The following is a 13,866-nucleotide window of genomic DNA, read 5'->3' on the forward strand; positions in this document are numbered from 1 at the left end:
GCCGCCGGTCCCGCGCCGCGCCGGGCGAGGCGGGCCGGCGGCGCCGCGTTCAGCCCAGCGCCTTGTCGCAGCGCCCGCACACGCCCGGATGGGCGTGCCGGCCGACATCGGGCAGGATCTTCCAGCAGCGCAGGCACTTGTCGCCCTCGGCGCGGCGCGGCTCGACGGCGACGCCGGGGACGTCGGGCAGGCGGAAGGCGTCGGCCGGCCCCTCGCCGGGAACGAGCTCGATCCCGGAGGTGATGCAGACCTCGGCGAAATCGAGCGATTCCAGCAACGCCGCCAGGTCATTGTCGGCCACATGCACCCGCGGCGCCGCCTCGAGGCTGGCGCCGATGCGCTTCTCGCGCCGCTCGACCTCGAGCGCGCCGGTCACCGCGCGCCGCGCCGCGCGCACCCGCGCCCAGCGCGCGGCCAGGGCCTCGTCGCGCGGCAGGGGCGCGTCGGGGAAGTCGCGCAGATGCACCGAGTCGTCCTCGGAGGGGAAGCGCGCCAGCCAGACCTCTTCCATGGTGAAGCACAGGATCGGCGCCAGCCACGTGACCAGCCGGTGGAACAGCAGGTCGAGCGTGGTGCGGCAGGCGCGCCGGCGCAGGCTGTCCGGCGCATCGCAATAGAGCGCGTCCTTGCGGATGTCGAAGTAGAAGGCCGACAGATCGACCGTGCAGAAGTGGAACAGCTTCTGGAACACGGTCGAGAAGGCGTAGGCCTCGTAGCCCGCGCGCACCTCCTCGTCCAGCTCGGCCAGGCGGTGCAGCACGTAGCGCTCGAGCTCGGGCATCTCGGCGGGGTCCACGCGCTCGGCCTCGTCGAAGCCGTCGAGCGCGCCGAGCATGAAGCGCATGGTGTTGCGCAGGCGCCGGTAGCTGTCGGCGGCGTTCTTGAGGATCTCGGGCCCGATGCGCAGATCGGCCGAGTAGTCGGACTGCGCCACCCACAGCCGCAGGATGTCGGCGCCATACTGGTTGATCACGTCCTCGGGCGCCACGGTGTTGCCGAGCGACTTGGACATCTTCATGCCCTTCTCGTCCAGCGTGAAGCCGTGGGTCAGCACCCCCTTGTAGGGCGCGCGCCCGACGGTGCCGCAGGCCTGCAGCAGCGAGGACTGGAACCAGCCGCGATGCTGGTCGGTGCCCTCGAGGTAAAGATCCGCCGGCCAGACGCCGTCGGGGCGGTCGCGCAGCACGAAGGCGTGGGTCGAGCCCGAGTCGAACCACACGTCGAGGATGTCCTCGACCTTTTCCCACTCGTCGGGGTTCACGCCCTCGACGCCGCCGAGGAAGCGCTCCTTGGCGTCGTCGCGGAACCAGGCGTCGGCGCCCTCGGCGCGGAAGGCGGCGGCGATGCGGGCGTTGACCTCGGGGTTGCGCAGCAGCTCGACCTCGCCCGAGGGCAGGCGGCGCATGAAGCAGGTCAGCGGCACGCCCCAGGCGCGCTGGCGCGACAGCACCCAGTCGGGGCGCGTCTCGATCATCGCGCGCAGGCGGTTGCGGCCCGTCTCGGGGCGGAAGCGCACCAGCCGGTCGATCGAGGCCAGGGCGCGCTGGCGGATGGTGTCGCCCAGCTCGCCCTTGCCGTCGTCCAGCGGGCGGTCGATGGCCACGAACCATTGCGGCGTGTTGCGGAAGATCAGCGGCGCCTTCGAGCGCCAGGAATGCGGGTAGGAATGCGTCACCCGCCCGCGCGCCACCATCGCGCCCTGCGCGGCCAGCGCCTCGATCACGCGGCGGTTGGCGTCGCCCTCGCGCCCCTTCTGGTCGAAGATCACGGCGCCGCCGAACAGCGGCATGTCGGCGCGCAGCGTGCCGTCCTCTTCGACGTTGTGGGTCATGGGCAGGCCGTGGCGCAGGCCCAGAAGGTAGTCGTCGGCGCCGTGGCTGGGCGCGGTATGCACGAAGCCCGTGCCGGCGTCGTCGGTGACGTGCTCGCCCGGCAGCATGGGCACGTCGTAGTCCCACTCGCCCGCCGCGCCGGGGGCGCCGCGCAGCGGATGCGCGCAGACCATCCCGGCCAGCTCGTCGGCCGCGACCGCGCGCAGCCGCGTCCAGGCGCCGGCGCGCGCGGCGCGCATGGTCTCTTCGGCCAGCGCATCGGCCAGCAGCAGCAGATCGCCCGCCCTGACCCAGTTGTCCTGCGGCGCCTCGTCCACCCGGTAAAGCCCGTATTCCACCGACGGGTTGTAGGCCACCGCCCGGTTCGAGGGGATGGTCCAGGGCGTGGTGGTCCAGATCACCGCCGCCGCGCCCGCCGCGTCCTCGCGCGCGCCGCGCGCGACGGGAAAGCGCACCCAGACCGCGGGGCTGACATGGTCGTGATACTCGACCTCGGCCTCGGCCAGGGCGGTCTTCTCGACCACCGACCACATGACCGGCTTCGAGCCCTGGTAGAGCGCGCCGTTCATGACGAACTTCATGAACTCCTCGGCGATGACCGCCTCGGCCTCGAAATCCATGGTCAGATAGGGGTCGTCCCACTTGCCGGCGACGCCGAGGCGCTTGAACTCCTCGCGCTGGATCTCGACCCACTGCATGGCGAACTTGCGGCACTCGGCGCGGAACTCGTTGACCGGCGCCTCGTCCTTGTTCATGCCCGCGGCGCGGTAGCGCTCTTCGATCTTCCACTCGATGGGCAGGCCGTGGCAGTCCCAGCCGGGCACGTAGCGCGCGTCGCGGCCCATCATCTGCTGCGAGCGCACGACGAAATCCTTGAGCACCTTGTTCAGCGCGTGCCCGATATGCAGATGGCCGTTGGCGTAGGGCGGGCCGTCATGCAGCACGAAGGGCTGGCGGCCCTTCTTTTCGCGCAGGCGGTCGTAGATGCGCAGCCGCTCCCAGCGGGCCAGCCATTCGGGCTCGCGCCTGGGCAGGCCGGCGCGCATGGGAAAGTCGGTGCGGGGCAGGAACAGGGTGGACTTGTAGTCGGGCGCCGCGGGGCTTGCGTCGTCTGCGCACATCTTGATCGTCCGTCGTCATGAAGGGGGGCTGAGGCCTTGCCGTCTTCCGGCAAGGGCGGCGCGCGTCTCGCATGCGCCTTGTCCCGGCTCTCCCGATCGATCAGGAGGCCGGGCGGATAATTCGGACGGCCAGGGCCGGATCGCGCGTGTGAAGCTGGCTCATGCGCGCGCTTATAGACCCGCGCGGGCGCGCTTGCAAAGCCCCGCCGCGCCCCTTCGCGCCCCGGTTGATCGCGCCGCCCGCCGGCCATGGACTTGCCGCGCGATCCGGGTAAAAAGGGCCGCGAAACGAAACGGAGCGCAGAGCATGGATTACGCCGCCGTCGCCGCGACGCTGAACCGCCTGGCCGCCGAGGCCGGGCGGATCGTGATGCAGGTCTACGAAGGCCCCGAATTCGAGGTCGCGCTGAAGGCCGACGACAGCCCCGTCACCATCGCCGACGAGCGCGCCGACGCGCATATCCGCGCCGGGCTGCGCGACGCCTTTCCCGACATCCCCGTCGTCACCGAGGAGCTGACCGAGAGCCACGCGCTGAGCGCCGAGCGGTTCTTCATCGTCGATCCGCTCGACGGCACGAAGGAATTCGTCAAGCGCCGCGGCGAGTTCACCGTCAACATCGCCCTGGTCGAGAACGGCGCGCCCACGCGCGGCGTCGTCTACGCGCCGGCGCTCGACCGCATGTTCTACGTCGACGCCCAGGGCCGCGCCGTCGAGGCGCGCCCCGCGCAGGGCCTTGCGCGCGAGATCTCGGTCGCCGCGCCCGACAACGCGGCGCTGCGCGTGGTGGCGTCCAAGTCGCACCGCGACGCGGCCACCGACGAATACATCGCCCGCTACGCGGTGAAGGATTTCGTCTCGGCGGGCTCGTCGCTGAAGTTCTGCCTGGTGGCGGCGGGCGAGGCCGACCTTTACCCGCGCCTCGGCCGCACCATGGAGTGGGACACCGCCGCCGGCCACGCCGTGGCCGCCGCCGCCGGCGCCAGGGTCGACCGGCTGGACGGAAGCGGCCCGCTCGCCTACGGCAAGCCGGGCTACGAGAACCCCTTCTTCATCTGCTACGCCCCGGGGGTGGAGGTGAAGCCGCTGTGACGCGCGTCTCGATCGTCATTCCCGCCCGCCACGCCTCGTCGCGCTTTCCGGGCAAGCCGCTGCAGCCGCTGCGCGGCGCCGGCGGCAAGGCCAAGCCGCTGATCCGCCGCAGCTGGGAGGCGGCGATGCAGGTGCGCGGCGCGACCGAGGTCGTCGTCGCCACCGACGACGCGCGCATCGCCGAGGCGGCGCGCGGCTTCGGGGCGCGCGTGGCCATGACCCCCGCCGACTGCCGCAACGGCACCGAGCGCTGCGCCGCCGCCCTCGGGCAGCTGGCCGCGCCCGACATCGTCGTCAACCTTCAGGGCGACGCGCCGCTGACCCCGCCCTGGTTCGTCGAGGCGCTGATCGCGGCCATGCTGCGCTCGGGCGCCGAGGCCGCCACCCCGGTGCTGCGCTGCGACGCGGCCGCCCATCGCAGCTTTCTCGAGGACCGCATGGCCGGGCGCGTGGGCGGCACCACCGCCGTTTTCGACCGGGCGATGAACGCGCTCTACTTCTCCAAGCAGGTCATTCCCTGGACCGGGCGCAGCTTTGCGCCGGACGAGCGCATTCCCGTCTTCCATCATGTGGGCTGTTACGCCTACACTCCTGACGCGCTGCGCCGATACGCCGCCTGGCCCGAGGGCGAGCTGGAACGGTGCGAGGGGCTCGAGCAGCTTCGTTTTCTCGAGAACGGCGCGCGCATGCTGTGCGTCGAAGTCGAATCCCGCGGCCGCGTATTCTGGGAGCTGAACAACCCCGCGGACGTCGAGCGCGTCGAGCGCGCGCTGGCGCAAGCCGGGATCGAATGATTTCGCCCCGCGCCCGGCGCAGGGGGCCATGCGGCCGCGGCCGCGCAATTTGGAGCACGAGATGCGCAAGCGAGTGACCAAGGCGATCTTTCCCGTCGCGGGACTGGGCACGCGGTTTTTGCCGGCGACCAAGGCCATCCCCAAGGAGGTGCTGCCGCTGGTGGACAAGCCGCTGATCCAGTATGCGATCGACGAGGCGCGCGCGGCCGGGATCGAGGAGTTCATCTTCGTCACCGCCCGGGGCAAGTCGGCGCTCGAGGACTATTTCGACACCGCCCCCGAACTTGAGCGCACGCTGCGCCTGAAGAAGAAATACGACCTTCTGGCCGAGGTCGAGAAATCGAACATGGACAGCGGCGCCATCGCCTATGTGCGCCAGACCGAGGCGCGGGGCCTTGGCCATGCGGTGTGGTGCGCGCGCCGCCTGATCGCCGACGAGCCCGTGGCCGTGCTGCTGCCCGACGACGTGATCGACGCCCCCGGCGCGCCCTGCCTGCGGCAGATGGTGGACGCCCATCGCGAGACCGGCGGCTGCATGGTCGCGGCGATGGAGGTCGAGGGCGCGGCCATCTCGGCCTATGGCGTTCTGGACGTCGAATCGCGCGACGGACGGCTGGCGCGGGTGCGCTCGATGGTCGAAAAGCCCGCGCCCGAGCGCGCGCCCTCGAACCTGGCGGTGATCGGCCGCTACATCCTGACGCCCTCGGTGCTCGACATCCTCAACGAACAGCGCGTGGGCGCGGGCGGCGAGATCCAGCTGACCGACGCCATCGCCGCCGAGGCGCTGCGCGGCGGGCGGGTGCATGGCTTCATGTTCGAGGGGCGGCGCTACGATTGCGGCTCGAAGCTGGGCTTCCTGCAGGCCACGGTCGCCTTCGGCCTGGCGCGCCCCGAATTCCGCGACGAGCTGACCGCCTTCCTGCGCGACGGCGTCGCGCGCGCCGACGCGGCCGAGTGACGCCATGGCGCGGATCCTGGTGACGGGCGGCGCCGGCTATATCGGCGCGCATGCCTGCAAGGCCCTGCGCGCGGCCGGCCACGAGCCGGTGGCGCTGGACGATCTGCGCACGGGCTGGCGCGAGGCGGTGCGCTTCGGCCCGCTGATCGAGGCGGATCTGAACGATCTCGACGCCACCCGCGCGGCGCTGGCGCAGGCGCGGCCGGACGCGGTCATGCACTTCGCCGCGCTCTCGAATGTGGGCGAATCCGTGCGCAGCCCGGGTCTTTACTGGCGCAACAACGTCGGCGGCTCGCTCAACCTGCTCGAAGCGATGGTCGAGACGGGGGTGCGCGCGATCGTCTTCTCCTCGACCGCGGCCACCTATGGCGAGCCGGATGTGGAGCTGATCGACGAGGACCAGCCCCAGCGCCCCATCAACCCCTACGGCGCGTCCAAGCTGGCGGTCGAGCGGATGCTGGACGACTTCGAGGCCGCCCACGGGCTGCGCACGGCGGCGCTGCGCTATTTCAACGTGGCCGGCGCCGATCCCGAGGCCGAGATCGGCGAACGCCATCAGCCCGAGACCCATCTGATCCCGCTGGTGCTGGACGCGGCCGCCGGCGCGCGCGAGGCGCTGTCGATCTTCGGGCGCGACTACGACACGCCCGACGGCACCTGCGTGCGCGACTACGTGCATGTGTGGGACCTGATCGAGGCGCATCTGCTGGCGCTCGAGCGGCTGATGGGCGGCGCGCGGGGCATCCGGCTCAATCTGGGCGTCGGGCGCGGCCACTCGGTGCGCGAGGTGATCGAGGCCGCCGAGCGCGTGCTGGGCCGCCGCGTGCCGGTGCGCGACGCGCCGCGCCGGCCGGGCGATCCGTCGCGGCTGGTGTGCGACGGATCGCGCGCGCGCGCCGAGCTGGGCTGGGAGCCGCGCCTGTCCACGCTCGAGCGCATGATTGCCGACGCCTGGCGCTGGCGCTGCTCGGGGGGCTTCGGCCCTTGACCGCCGGGCCTTCGACCGCGGGGGCGGCGGCGCGCCGCCGCGCGCGACGCGCGAACACGCATTCACGCTGATGGGGACGACATGACCGCAGGGACAGGCGCAGAACAAAGGGTGGTGCAGGTCGCGAATGTGCGCATCGGCAACGCGCTGCCCTTGGCGGTGCTGGCCGGGCCGTGCCAGCTCGAATCTCTCGACCACGCGCTGATGATCGCCGAGCGCATGGCCCGCATCTGCGACGATGCGGGGCTGGGCTACGTGTTCAAGGCCAGCTTCGACAAGGCCAACCGCACCTCGCTTTCGGGCAGGCGCGGCGTGGGGATGGAGGCCGGGCTCGAGATCCTGGCCGCGGTGCGCGCGCGCATCGGCTGCCCGGTGGTGACCGACGTGCACCTGCCCGACCAGTGCGCGCCCGCGGCCGAGGCGGTGGACATGCTGCAGATCCCCGCCTTCCTGTGCCGCCAGACCGACCTTCTGATCGCGGCGGGGCGCACGGGCCGCGCCGTCAACGTCAAGAAGGGCCAGTTCCTGGCGCCGTGGGACATGCCCAACGTGGCCGCCAAGATCGCCGCCACCGGCAACGAGAACATCCTGCTGTGCGAGCGCGGAACCTCGTTCGGCTACAACACCCTCGTCACCGACATGCGCGCCCTGCCCCAGATGGCGGCGACGGGCTATCCGGTGGTGTTCGACGCCACCCATTCGGTGCAGCAGCCCGGCGGGCTGGGCGGCGCCTCGGGCGGGCAGCGCGAGTTCGCGCCCGTGCTGGCGCGCGCGGCCGTCGCCGTCGGCGTCGCGGCGGTGTTCGTCGAAACGCACGAGAACCCCGACGCCGCGCCCTCGGACGGGCCGAACATGATCCCGCTCGCGCGCATGCCCGAGCTGATCGCCGACCTCGCGGCCTTCGACCGCATGGCCAAGGAGCGGCCGATCCCGCGCCCCTGAACCCCGTCCCTCGATCCCGTCCCTCGATCCCGCCGCCCATTCGCGCAGGAGCCGCCATGACCGACTCATCCCCTCGCCCCCGCCCCGAGGTCGCGCGCAACACCTGGGACGAGCTGCGCGAGCCCATGATCGACCCCGCCGGGTTTCGGGAATACGACGTGCGCTGGCGCTATCCCGACCAGATCAACCTGCCGGGGCTGCAGCTGCTGGGGCTGGGAATCGGCACGCAGATGCACGAAGCGGGCCTGGCGCCGCGCATCGTCGTCGCCAACGATTACCGCAGCTACTCGCTGGCGGTGAAGCAGGCGCTCAGCATCGGGCTGATGCAGGCGGGGGTCGAGGTGCTGGACATCGGCCCCGCCGTCACGCCCATGGCCTATTTCGCCCAGTTCCACCTGGACGCGCCCGCCGTGGCCATGGTCACGGCCAGCCACAACCCCAACGGCTGGACCGGGGTCAAGATGGGCTTCGACCGCCCCCTGACCCACGGCCCCGAAGAGATGGCGCGCCTGCGGCGGATCGTTCTCGAGGGTCAGGGCGTCGAGCGGCCGGGCGGGCGGCTGACGCGGGTCGACGGGCTGCGCGAGGCGTATCTGGACGATCTGACCGCCGGCCTGCGCCTGACGCGGCCGCTCAAGGTGGTGTGCGCCTGCGGCAACGGCACGGCCTCGGCCTTCGCGCCCGAGGCGCTGCGGCGCATCGGCGCGCAGGTGATCGAGCGCCACTGCACGCTCGACTACGACTTTCCCAACTACAACCCCAACCCCGAGGCGCTCGAGATGCTGCGCGACATGGCCGCCGCCGTGCGCGAAAGCGGCGCCGACCTGGCGCTGGGCTTCGACGGCGACGGCGACCGCTGCGGCGTGGTCGACGACGAGGGCGAAGAGATCTTCGCCGACAAGGTGGGCGTGCTGCTGGCGCGCGAATTCGCCCGCGCGCATCCGGGCGCGGTGTTCGTGGCGGACGTGAAGTCGACGGGCCTTTTCGTCTCGGATCCCGAGCTGCGCGAGCTGGGCGCGCGCGCCGAGTATTGGAAGACCGGCCACAGCCACATGAAGCGCCGCGTGCGCGAGCTGGGCGCGCTGGCGGGGTTCGAGAAATCGGGCCACTACTTCATCGCCGACCCCATCGGCCGCGGCTATGACTGCGGCCTGCGCGCGGCGATCGAGATCTGCCGCATGCTCGACCGTCGCCCCGACGCGTCGATGTCCGATCTGCGCCGCTCGCTGCCGCGCACCTGGAGCACGCCGACCATGTCGCCCTTCTGCCCGGACGAGGTCAAATACGACGTGGTCGCGCGCGTGCGCGCGAGGCTCGAGGCCCTGGCCGCGTCGGGCGGCGCGCTGGGCGGGCGGCGCATCGCCGACATCGTGTCGGTGAACGGCGCGCGGGCCATGCTCGAGAACGGCGCCTGGGCGCTGGTGCGGGCCTCGTCGAACACGCCGAACCTGGTGGTGGTGTGCGAAAGCCCCGACAGCGAGGACGAGATGCGCGCGATCTTCGCCGATCTGGACGCGATCCTGGCCGAGCAGCCCGAGATCGGCGACTACGACCAGAAGATCTGAGCGCCGCCGCCGGCGCGCATTGCGGAGGAAACGACATGGCGCTGATGGTGATCGCCGGCGCAAGCCGCGGGATCGGGCTTGAGCTGGCGCGGCAGGCCGCCGCGCGCGGCGACGAGGTGCTGGCCTGCGCGCGCCGCCCCGACGCGGCGCCCGCGCTTGCGGCGCTGTGCGAGCGGTCGGGGGGGCGGGTGCGCGCGGCGGCGCTGGACGTGACGGACCCCGATTCGTGCGATCGCGCGGCGCGCGAGCTGGGCGCGCGTCAGGCGGATCTTCTGGTGTGCAATGCGGGCGTGTTCATCGGGCGCGGCGGGCTGGACGATCCGGCGCTCGACGCCCGGGCCTGGCGCGAGACGCTGATCACCAACGTCGCCGGGCCCTTCTTCGTCGTGCGGGCCTTTCGCGCGCGCATGCGCCGCCCCGGCGGGAAGATCGCGGTGATCGGCTCGCGCATGGGCTCGAGCGCGGCGGCGTCGGGCGACGCCTACGCCTATCGCGCGTCGAAGGCGGCGGCGGCGAACCTGGCGCTGAACCTGTCGCGCGAGCTGGCGCCCGAGGGGCTGGCCGTGGGCGTGTGGCATCCCGGCTGGGTGGCGACCGAGATGGGCGGCCCGCGCGCGGCGCTGACGCCCGAGCGCAGCGCGCGCGATCTGCTGGCGCGCTTCGACGCGCTCACCCTGGCGCGCACCGGCCTGTTCGAGGATCACGAAGGGCGGCTGATTCCGTTCTGAGGGGCCATGGGGGATATGCGTGCGGGGCGTTTGCGGGGCGGGGCGCCGCGCCCGCCCCGGCGCCCGGCTCAGGCGTGGCCGCCCTCGCTGGACAGCAGGGCCGGGTCGACGCCGATGCGCCGCATGGCCGCTTCCCATTTGCGCGCGTCGTCGGGATCGAAGATGAGGTCGTGATCGGCCGGGCATTCCAGCCACCCGTTCTGCGCCAGCTCGGCCTCGAGCTGCCCCGGCCCCCAGCCCGCATAGCCCAGCGCCAGCAGCGCCTCGCGCGGGCCGCCGCCATTGGCCAGGCTTTCCAGGATCTCGACGCTGGCGGTCAGGCAAAGCCCGCCCGACAGCTCGCGCGTGCCCTCGGGCAGGCGCATGTCGTCGCTGTGCAGCACGAAGCCGCGGCCCATCTCGACCGGACCGCCGAAATGCACCTTCAGATCGCGCGTGCGCGGCCCCGGCGCGATGCGCAGCTGCTTGAGCAGCGAGGCGAACTTCAGATCCGGCGCGGGCTTGTTGACGATCAGGCCCATGGCGCCGTCCTCGTTATGCGCGCACATGTAGATGACCGCGTGCGAAAAGCGCGGATCGGCCAGGCAGGGCATGGCCAGAAGCATCCGGCCCTCCAGACTGTCGGCGCCCGAGCGGGCCGTGGCGCTTGCGGGCGCGGCGGGATCATGCGGGTTCGTGTTCATGCCCTTGATGATGGGGTCGCGCACGCCCGCAATCAATGGTCAACGCTTGTGCGCGCGAAAATTGCCGCCCCATGCGCCCATCCCGAACGCCCGTGCGGCGCGGCTTCGCGCCCGCTCCCCGGACCGACGGCCAGGGCGGCGCGGCTTCGCGCCGGCTTCGGGCGCCGCGCCTGAGCACCCGCAAGGCTTGGGCTCGACGCTCCCGCGCCGGCCGCCCATGGGCGCAGCCGCGGCGCCTGTCGCGGCGCTGTCTCGCCGCGCGCCCGCTCGGGCGGCAACCGCTCGCCGCCCCGCGGTCGCGGCCGACGCGGGAACGGCGCCGCCTGCTCCCGCCGTCGGAGGCCGCACGCTTGGCGTTCATGGCCTCATAGAGCGTTGGGGCTCCCCCCTGCCCGCGCGCCGTCGGCCGCCTCACGGCCCCTGCGGCCGCTGCCCGTCCCGAAGGCGCCCCCTTGGGCGGGCGGCGCAAGATCGCTCCCGCGCGCGCCCGCCGACCGCCCCGCGCACCACCCCGCTCGCCGCCCCGCTCACTTCATTGTGCGCGCGGCGCCCTCGCGATCGGCGGCGCAGCGCGCTATCTCTGTCGCATGAGAACGCGACGTCCGCCCCGCTCCGCCCCAGGATCCGCCCCTTGGCTCATGGCCCGCGCCGCGCGCCTCGCGCTCGGGCTGGCCGTCGCCGCGATGGCCGCCGCCGCGCTGCCGCCCCCCGCCGCCCGCGCCGAGCAGGGCGCGCCCGCGACGCTGCGCCTTGTGCCCGCGGGGCGCACGGCCGACGGCCGACCCATGGCGGCGCTGCTGATGGATCTGGCCGATGGGTGGAAGACCTACTGGCGCGCGCCGGGCGAGGCGGGCGTGCCGCCGCGCATCGACTGGAGCGGGTCCGAGAACCTGGCCCGCGCCGAGGCCCTGTGGCCGCGGCCCGACGCGTTCGAGAGCTTCGGCATGCTCACGCTGGGCTACAAGCACGCGATGACCCTGCCCCTGGCGCTGGCGCCCGAGCGCGCGGACAGGCCCATGCGGCTGCGCATGCGGATCGATTACGGCGTGTGCTCGGATATCTGCATGCCCGGCAGCGCCGAGCTGTCGCTCGAGCTGCCCGCGGGCGGCGCGCCGGCCCCCGAGGCCGTGGCCGCGCGGTTGTCGGCGGCGCTGGCCGACGGGCCGCAGGACGCCGCGCGCGCGGGCGTCGCCATGGCGCGCTGCGCCCTCGAGGGCGCGGGCGGCGAGCGGCGCCTGACCGCGCTGCTGCGCCTGCCCGCCGCGATGCGCGCGCATGCGCCGGCCGTGGTCGTCGAGGGCCCCGAGGGCGTGTGGTTCGACCCGCCGCGCGTCAGCCCCGCCGCCGAGGGAATCGAGATCGCCGCCGACGCCTTGCTGGACGATCCGGCGCTGTGGGTGGCGCGCTCGGCGGTGCGGGTGACGGTGCTGGCGGGCTCGGGCTTTTTCGAGCTGACGGGCTGCCCGGCGGGCTGAGCGGCGAACCAGGACGAGGACCGGGACCAGGACGGGGACCGAACCGCGCGCCTGCCCGGCCGCGGCAACAAAATTGCCGCACCCGGCGATTTCGTGACGCAATATTGCGCAATATTCTTGCAAACGCGGCCGCCCCGCGCTATCCCTTGTGCATCGCAGCATTCCAACGCGGCGCCTCGCCGCCCAAGGGCCGCCACCCATGTCAGGAGAGACCGACATGCTCGACAACCTGCCCCGCGGCACGATCTGCATCGAGGATCTCGAGATCGGCATGTCGCGCCACCTGCGCAAGACGGTGACCGATCGCGACATCGAGCTGTTCGCCGAGGTCTCGACCGACCGCAACCCCGTGCATCTGGACGAGTCCTACGCGCAGGACACCATCTTCGGCGGGCGCATCGCCCATGGCATGCTGACGGCGGGCCTGATCTCGGCCGTGATCGGCGAGCAGCTGCCCGGCCACGGCACCGTCTACATGGGCCAGACGCTCAAGTTCCTGGCCCCCGTGCGCCCCGGCGACACGGTCGAGGCGCGCGTCACCGTCCTTGCCATCGACCATGCGCGGCGCCGCGTCACCCTTGATTGCGTCTGCCGCGTGGGCGATACGGTCGTGCTGAAGGGAGAGGCGCTGGTGCTGGCGCCGTCCCGCAAGTTCGACTGAAGCGGCGGGCTCGCCCCGCCCCGGCGGGGGATTTCATGCGCATCATCCGCGGCCTCGAGCAGGTTCGGCCCGAAGATCGCGGCGCCTCGACGGCGCTGGGCAATTTCGACGGCGTGCATCTGGGCCACCAGGCGGTCATCGACCTGGCGCGCGCGCCCGACGCGCCGCTGGGCGTGATCACCTTCGAGCCCCACCCGCGCGAGTTCTTCGCCCCCGACGCGCCGCCCTTTCGCCTGATGAACGCGGCCGCGCGCGCCCATCGGCTCGAGAAGCTGGGCGTCGAGCGCCTGTTCGAGCTGCGCTTCGACGCCGCCCTTGCCGCGCTGAGCGCCGAGGAGTTCGCGCGCAAGGTGCTGGCCGAGGCTCTGGGCGTGAAGCGGGTGGTGGTCGGGGCCGATTTCCGCTTCGGCAAGGGCCGCGCGGGCGACGCCGAAACCCTGCGCCGGCTGGGCGACGAGCTGGGCTTCGAGGTGCGCGCCGCGGGGCTGGTGCGCGGCCCTGCGGGCGAAGAGATCTCGTCGACCGCCATCCGCCGCGCCCTGCTCGAGGGCCGCCCCGAGGATGCGCGCCGCATGCTGGGCCACTGGCACCGCATCGACGGCGAGGTGCGCCACGGCGACAAGCGCGGGCGCGAGCTGGGCTTTCCCACGGCGAACCTGTCGCTCGAAAGGCTGCTGGTTCCGCGCCATGGCGTCTATGCGGTGCTGGTCGAGGTGCTGGACGGCCCGTTCCGGGGCGTCCGGCAGGGCGCGGCCAGCATCGGCGTGCGCCCGACCTTCGGCATCAACGCGCCCAATCTCGAGGTGCATCTGCTGGATTTCTCGGGCGATCTTTACGGCGCGCAGATCTCGGTGGCGCTGGTCTCGTTCATCCGCCCCGAAGAGAAGTTCGACGATGTGGAGGCGCTGATCGCCCGCATGCGCGAGGACTGCGCCGAGGCGCGCCGCCGCCTTGCCGCGGCAAGCGTCGCCGCAAGCTGAGGCGAGCGCGTCCGAACGGGGGCCGCAAGCCCTCTGGACCTGCGGCGCG

General features: G+C 72.7%; 12 protein-coding genes. 10 read left to right on the forward strand and 2 right to left on the reverse strand.

Features of this window, described 5'->3' with window-relative positions; all coding sequences use genetic code 11:
- Nucleotides 1–49: 49 nt before the first annotated feature.
- On the reverse strand, nucleotides 50–2,953 hold the full coding sequence (ileS, locus tag BMW67_RS13875) for an isoleucine--tRNA ligase (RefSeq protein WP_072748263.1): 2,904 nt from the start codon (nucleotides 2,951–2,953) through the stop codon (nucleotides 50–52).
- 307 nt (nucleotides 2,954–3,260) lie between these two features.
- On the opposite strand from ileS, the gene cysQ reads away from it, so the two are divergent.
- From cysQ to BMW67_RS13910, 7 genes are all read left to right on the forward strand, one after another.
- Nucleotides 3,261–4,043 carry a 3'(2'),5'-bisphosphate nucleotidase CysQ gene (gene cysQ / locus BMW67_RS13880; RefSeq protein WP_072748264.1) on the forward strand — a complete coding sequence of 261 codons (783 nt, stop codon included), beginning with the start codon at nucleotides 3,261–3,263 and terminating at the stop codon, nucleotides 4,041–4,043.
- A complete protein-coding gene (locus BMW67_RS13885; RefSeq protein ID WP_072748265.1) occupies nucleotides 4,040–4,837 on the forward strand; it encodes a 3-deoxy-manno-octulosonate cytidylyltransferase in 798 nt (265 codons plus the stop codon). The genes cysQ and BMW67_RS13885 overlap by 4 nt, the downstream gene beginning before the upstream one ends.
- Nucleotides 4,838–4,898: 61 nt before the next feature.
- A complete protein-coding gene (galU, locus tag BMW67_RS13890) occupies nucleotides 4,899–5,795 on the forward strand; it encodes a UTP--glucose-1-phosphate uridylyltransferase GalU (protein ID WP_072748303.1) in 897 nt (298 codons plus the stop codon).
- Nucleotides 5,796–5,799: 4 nt separating this feature from the next.
- Nucleotides 5,800–6,783: a UDP-glucose 4-epimerase GalE gene (galE, locus tag BMW67_RS13895; RefSeq protein WP_072748266.1), complete on the forward strand. Its 984-nt coding sequence runs from the start codon at nucleotides 5,800–5,802 to the stop codon at nucleotides 6,781–6,783.
- Nucleotides 6,784–6,864: 81 nt separating this feature from the next.
- Nucleotides 6,865–7,725 (forward strand): 3-deoxy-8-phosphooctulonate synthase, encoded by an 861-nt coding sequence (gene kdsA / locus BMW67_RS13900; protein ID WP_072748267.1) that lies wholly within the window; start codon nucleotides 6,865–6,867, stop codon nucleotides 7,723–7,725.
- Between the two features lie 56 nt (nucleotides 7,726–7,781).
- Nucleotides 7,782–9,290 (forward strand): phosphomannomutase/phosphoglucomutase, encoded by a 1,509-nt coding sequence (locus tag BMW67_RS13905; protein WP_072748268.1) that lies wholly within the window; start codon nucleotides 7,782–7,784, stop codon nucleotides 9,288–9,290.
- Between the two features lie 35 nt (nucleotides 9,291–9,325).
- Nucleotides 9,326–10,018 carry an SDR family NAD(P)-dependent oxidoreductase gene (locus BMW67_RS13910; protein WP_245728538.1) on the forward strand — a complete coding sequence of 231 codons (693 nt, stop codon included), beginning with the start codon at nucleotides 9,326–9,328 and terminating at the stop codon, nucleotides 10,016–10,018.
- Between the two features lie 68 nt (nucleotides 10,019–10,086).
- On the opposite strand, the gene BMW67_RS13915 is transcribed toward BMW67_RS13910, so the two are convergent.
- Nucleotides 10,087–10,725: a YqgE/AlgH family protein gene (locus tag BMW67_RS13915; RefSeq protein WP_256598403.1), complete on the reverse strand. Its 639-nt coding sequence runs from the start codon at nucleotides 10,723–10,725 to the stop codon at nucleotides 10,087–10,089.
- Between the two features lie 614 nt (nucleotides 10,726–11,339).
- Here BMW67_RS13915 and BMW67_RS13920 point away from each other — a divergent pair.
- From BMW67_RS13920 to BMW67_RS13930, 3 genes are all read left to right on the forward strand, one after another.
- A complete protein-coding gene (locus BMW67_RS13920) occupies nucleotides 11,340–12,176 on the forward strand; it encodes a protein-disulfide reductase DsbD domain-containing protein (protein WP_072748269.1) in 837 nt (278 codons plus the stop codon).
- A 217-nt stretch (nucleotides 12,177–12,393) separates the two neighbouring features.
- Nucleotides 12,394–12,837 carry a MaoC family dehydratase gene (locus BMW67_RS13925; protein WP_072748270.1) on the forward strand — a complete coding sequence of 148 codons (444 nt, stop codon included), beginning with the start codon at nucleotides 12,394–12,396 and terminating at the stop codon, nucleotides 12,835–12,837.
- A 35-nt stretch (nucleotides 12,838–12,872) separates the two neighbouring features.
- Nucleotides 12,873–13,817 (forward strand): bifunctional riboflavin kinase/FAD synthetase, encoded by a 945-nt coding sequence (locus BMW67_RS13930; RefSeq protein WP_072748271.1) that lies wholly within the window; start codon nucleotides 12,873–12,875, stop codon nucleotides 13,815–13,817.
- Nucleotides 13,818–13,866: the final 49 nt, after the last annotated feature.

The sequence above is a fragment of the Oceanicella actignis genome (genome assembly GCF_900111545.1).
Classification (GTDB): Bacteria; Pseudomonadota; Alphaproteobacteria; order Rhodobacterales; family Rhodobacteraceae; genus Oceanicella; species Oceanicella actignis.

Excerpts from the sequence above, each read along its gene's own strand:
- BMW67_RS13920 (WP_072748269.1), top strand. The coding sequence starts at position 11,340 with ATGGCCCGCGCCGCGCGCCTCGCGCTCGGGCTGGCCGTCGCCGCGATG.
- galE (WP_072748266.1), top strand. The coding sequence starts at position 5,800 with ATGGCGCGGATCCTGGTGACGGGCGGCGCCGGCTATATCGGCGCGCAT.
- BMW67_RS13905 (WP_072748268.1), top strand. The coding sequence starts at position 7,782 with ATGACCGACTCATCCCCTCGCCCCCGCCCCGAGGTCGCGCGCAACACC.
- ileS (WP_072748263.1), bottom strand. The coding sequence starts at position 2,953 with ATGTGCGCAGACGACGCAAGCCCCGCGGCGCCCGACTACAAGTCCACC.
- BMW67_RS13930 (WP_072748271.1), top strand. The coding sequence starts at position 12,873 with ATGCGCATCATCCGCGGCCTCGAGCAGGTTCGGCCCGAAGATCGCGGC.
- galU (WP_072748303.1), top strand. The coding sequence starts at position 4,899 with ATGCGCAAGCGAGTGACCAAGGCGATCTTTCCCGTCGCGGGACTGGGC.
- BMW67_RS13925 (WP_072748270.1), top strand. The coding sequence starts at position 12,394 with ATGCTCGACAACCTGCCCCGCGGCACGATCTGCATCGAGGATCTCGAG.
- BMW67_RS13910 (WP_245728538.1), top strand. The coding sequence starts at position 9,326 with ATGGCGCTGATGGTGATCGCCGGCGCAAGCCGCGGGATCGGGCTTGAG.
- cysQ (WP_072748264.1), top strand. The coding sequence starts at position 3,261 with ATGGATTACGCCGCCGTCGCCGCGACGCTGAACCGCCTGGCCGCCGAG.
- kdsA (WP_072748267.1), top strand. The coding sequence starts at position 6,865 with ATGACCGCAGGGACAGGCGCAGAACAAAGGGTGGTGCAGGTCGCGAAT.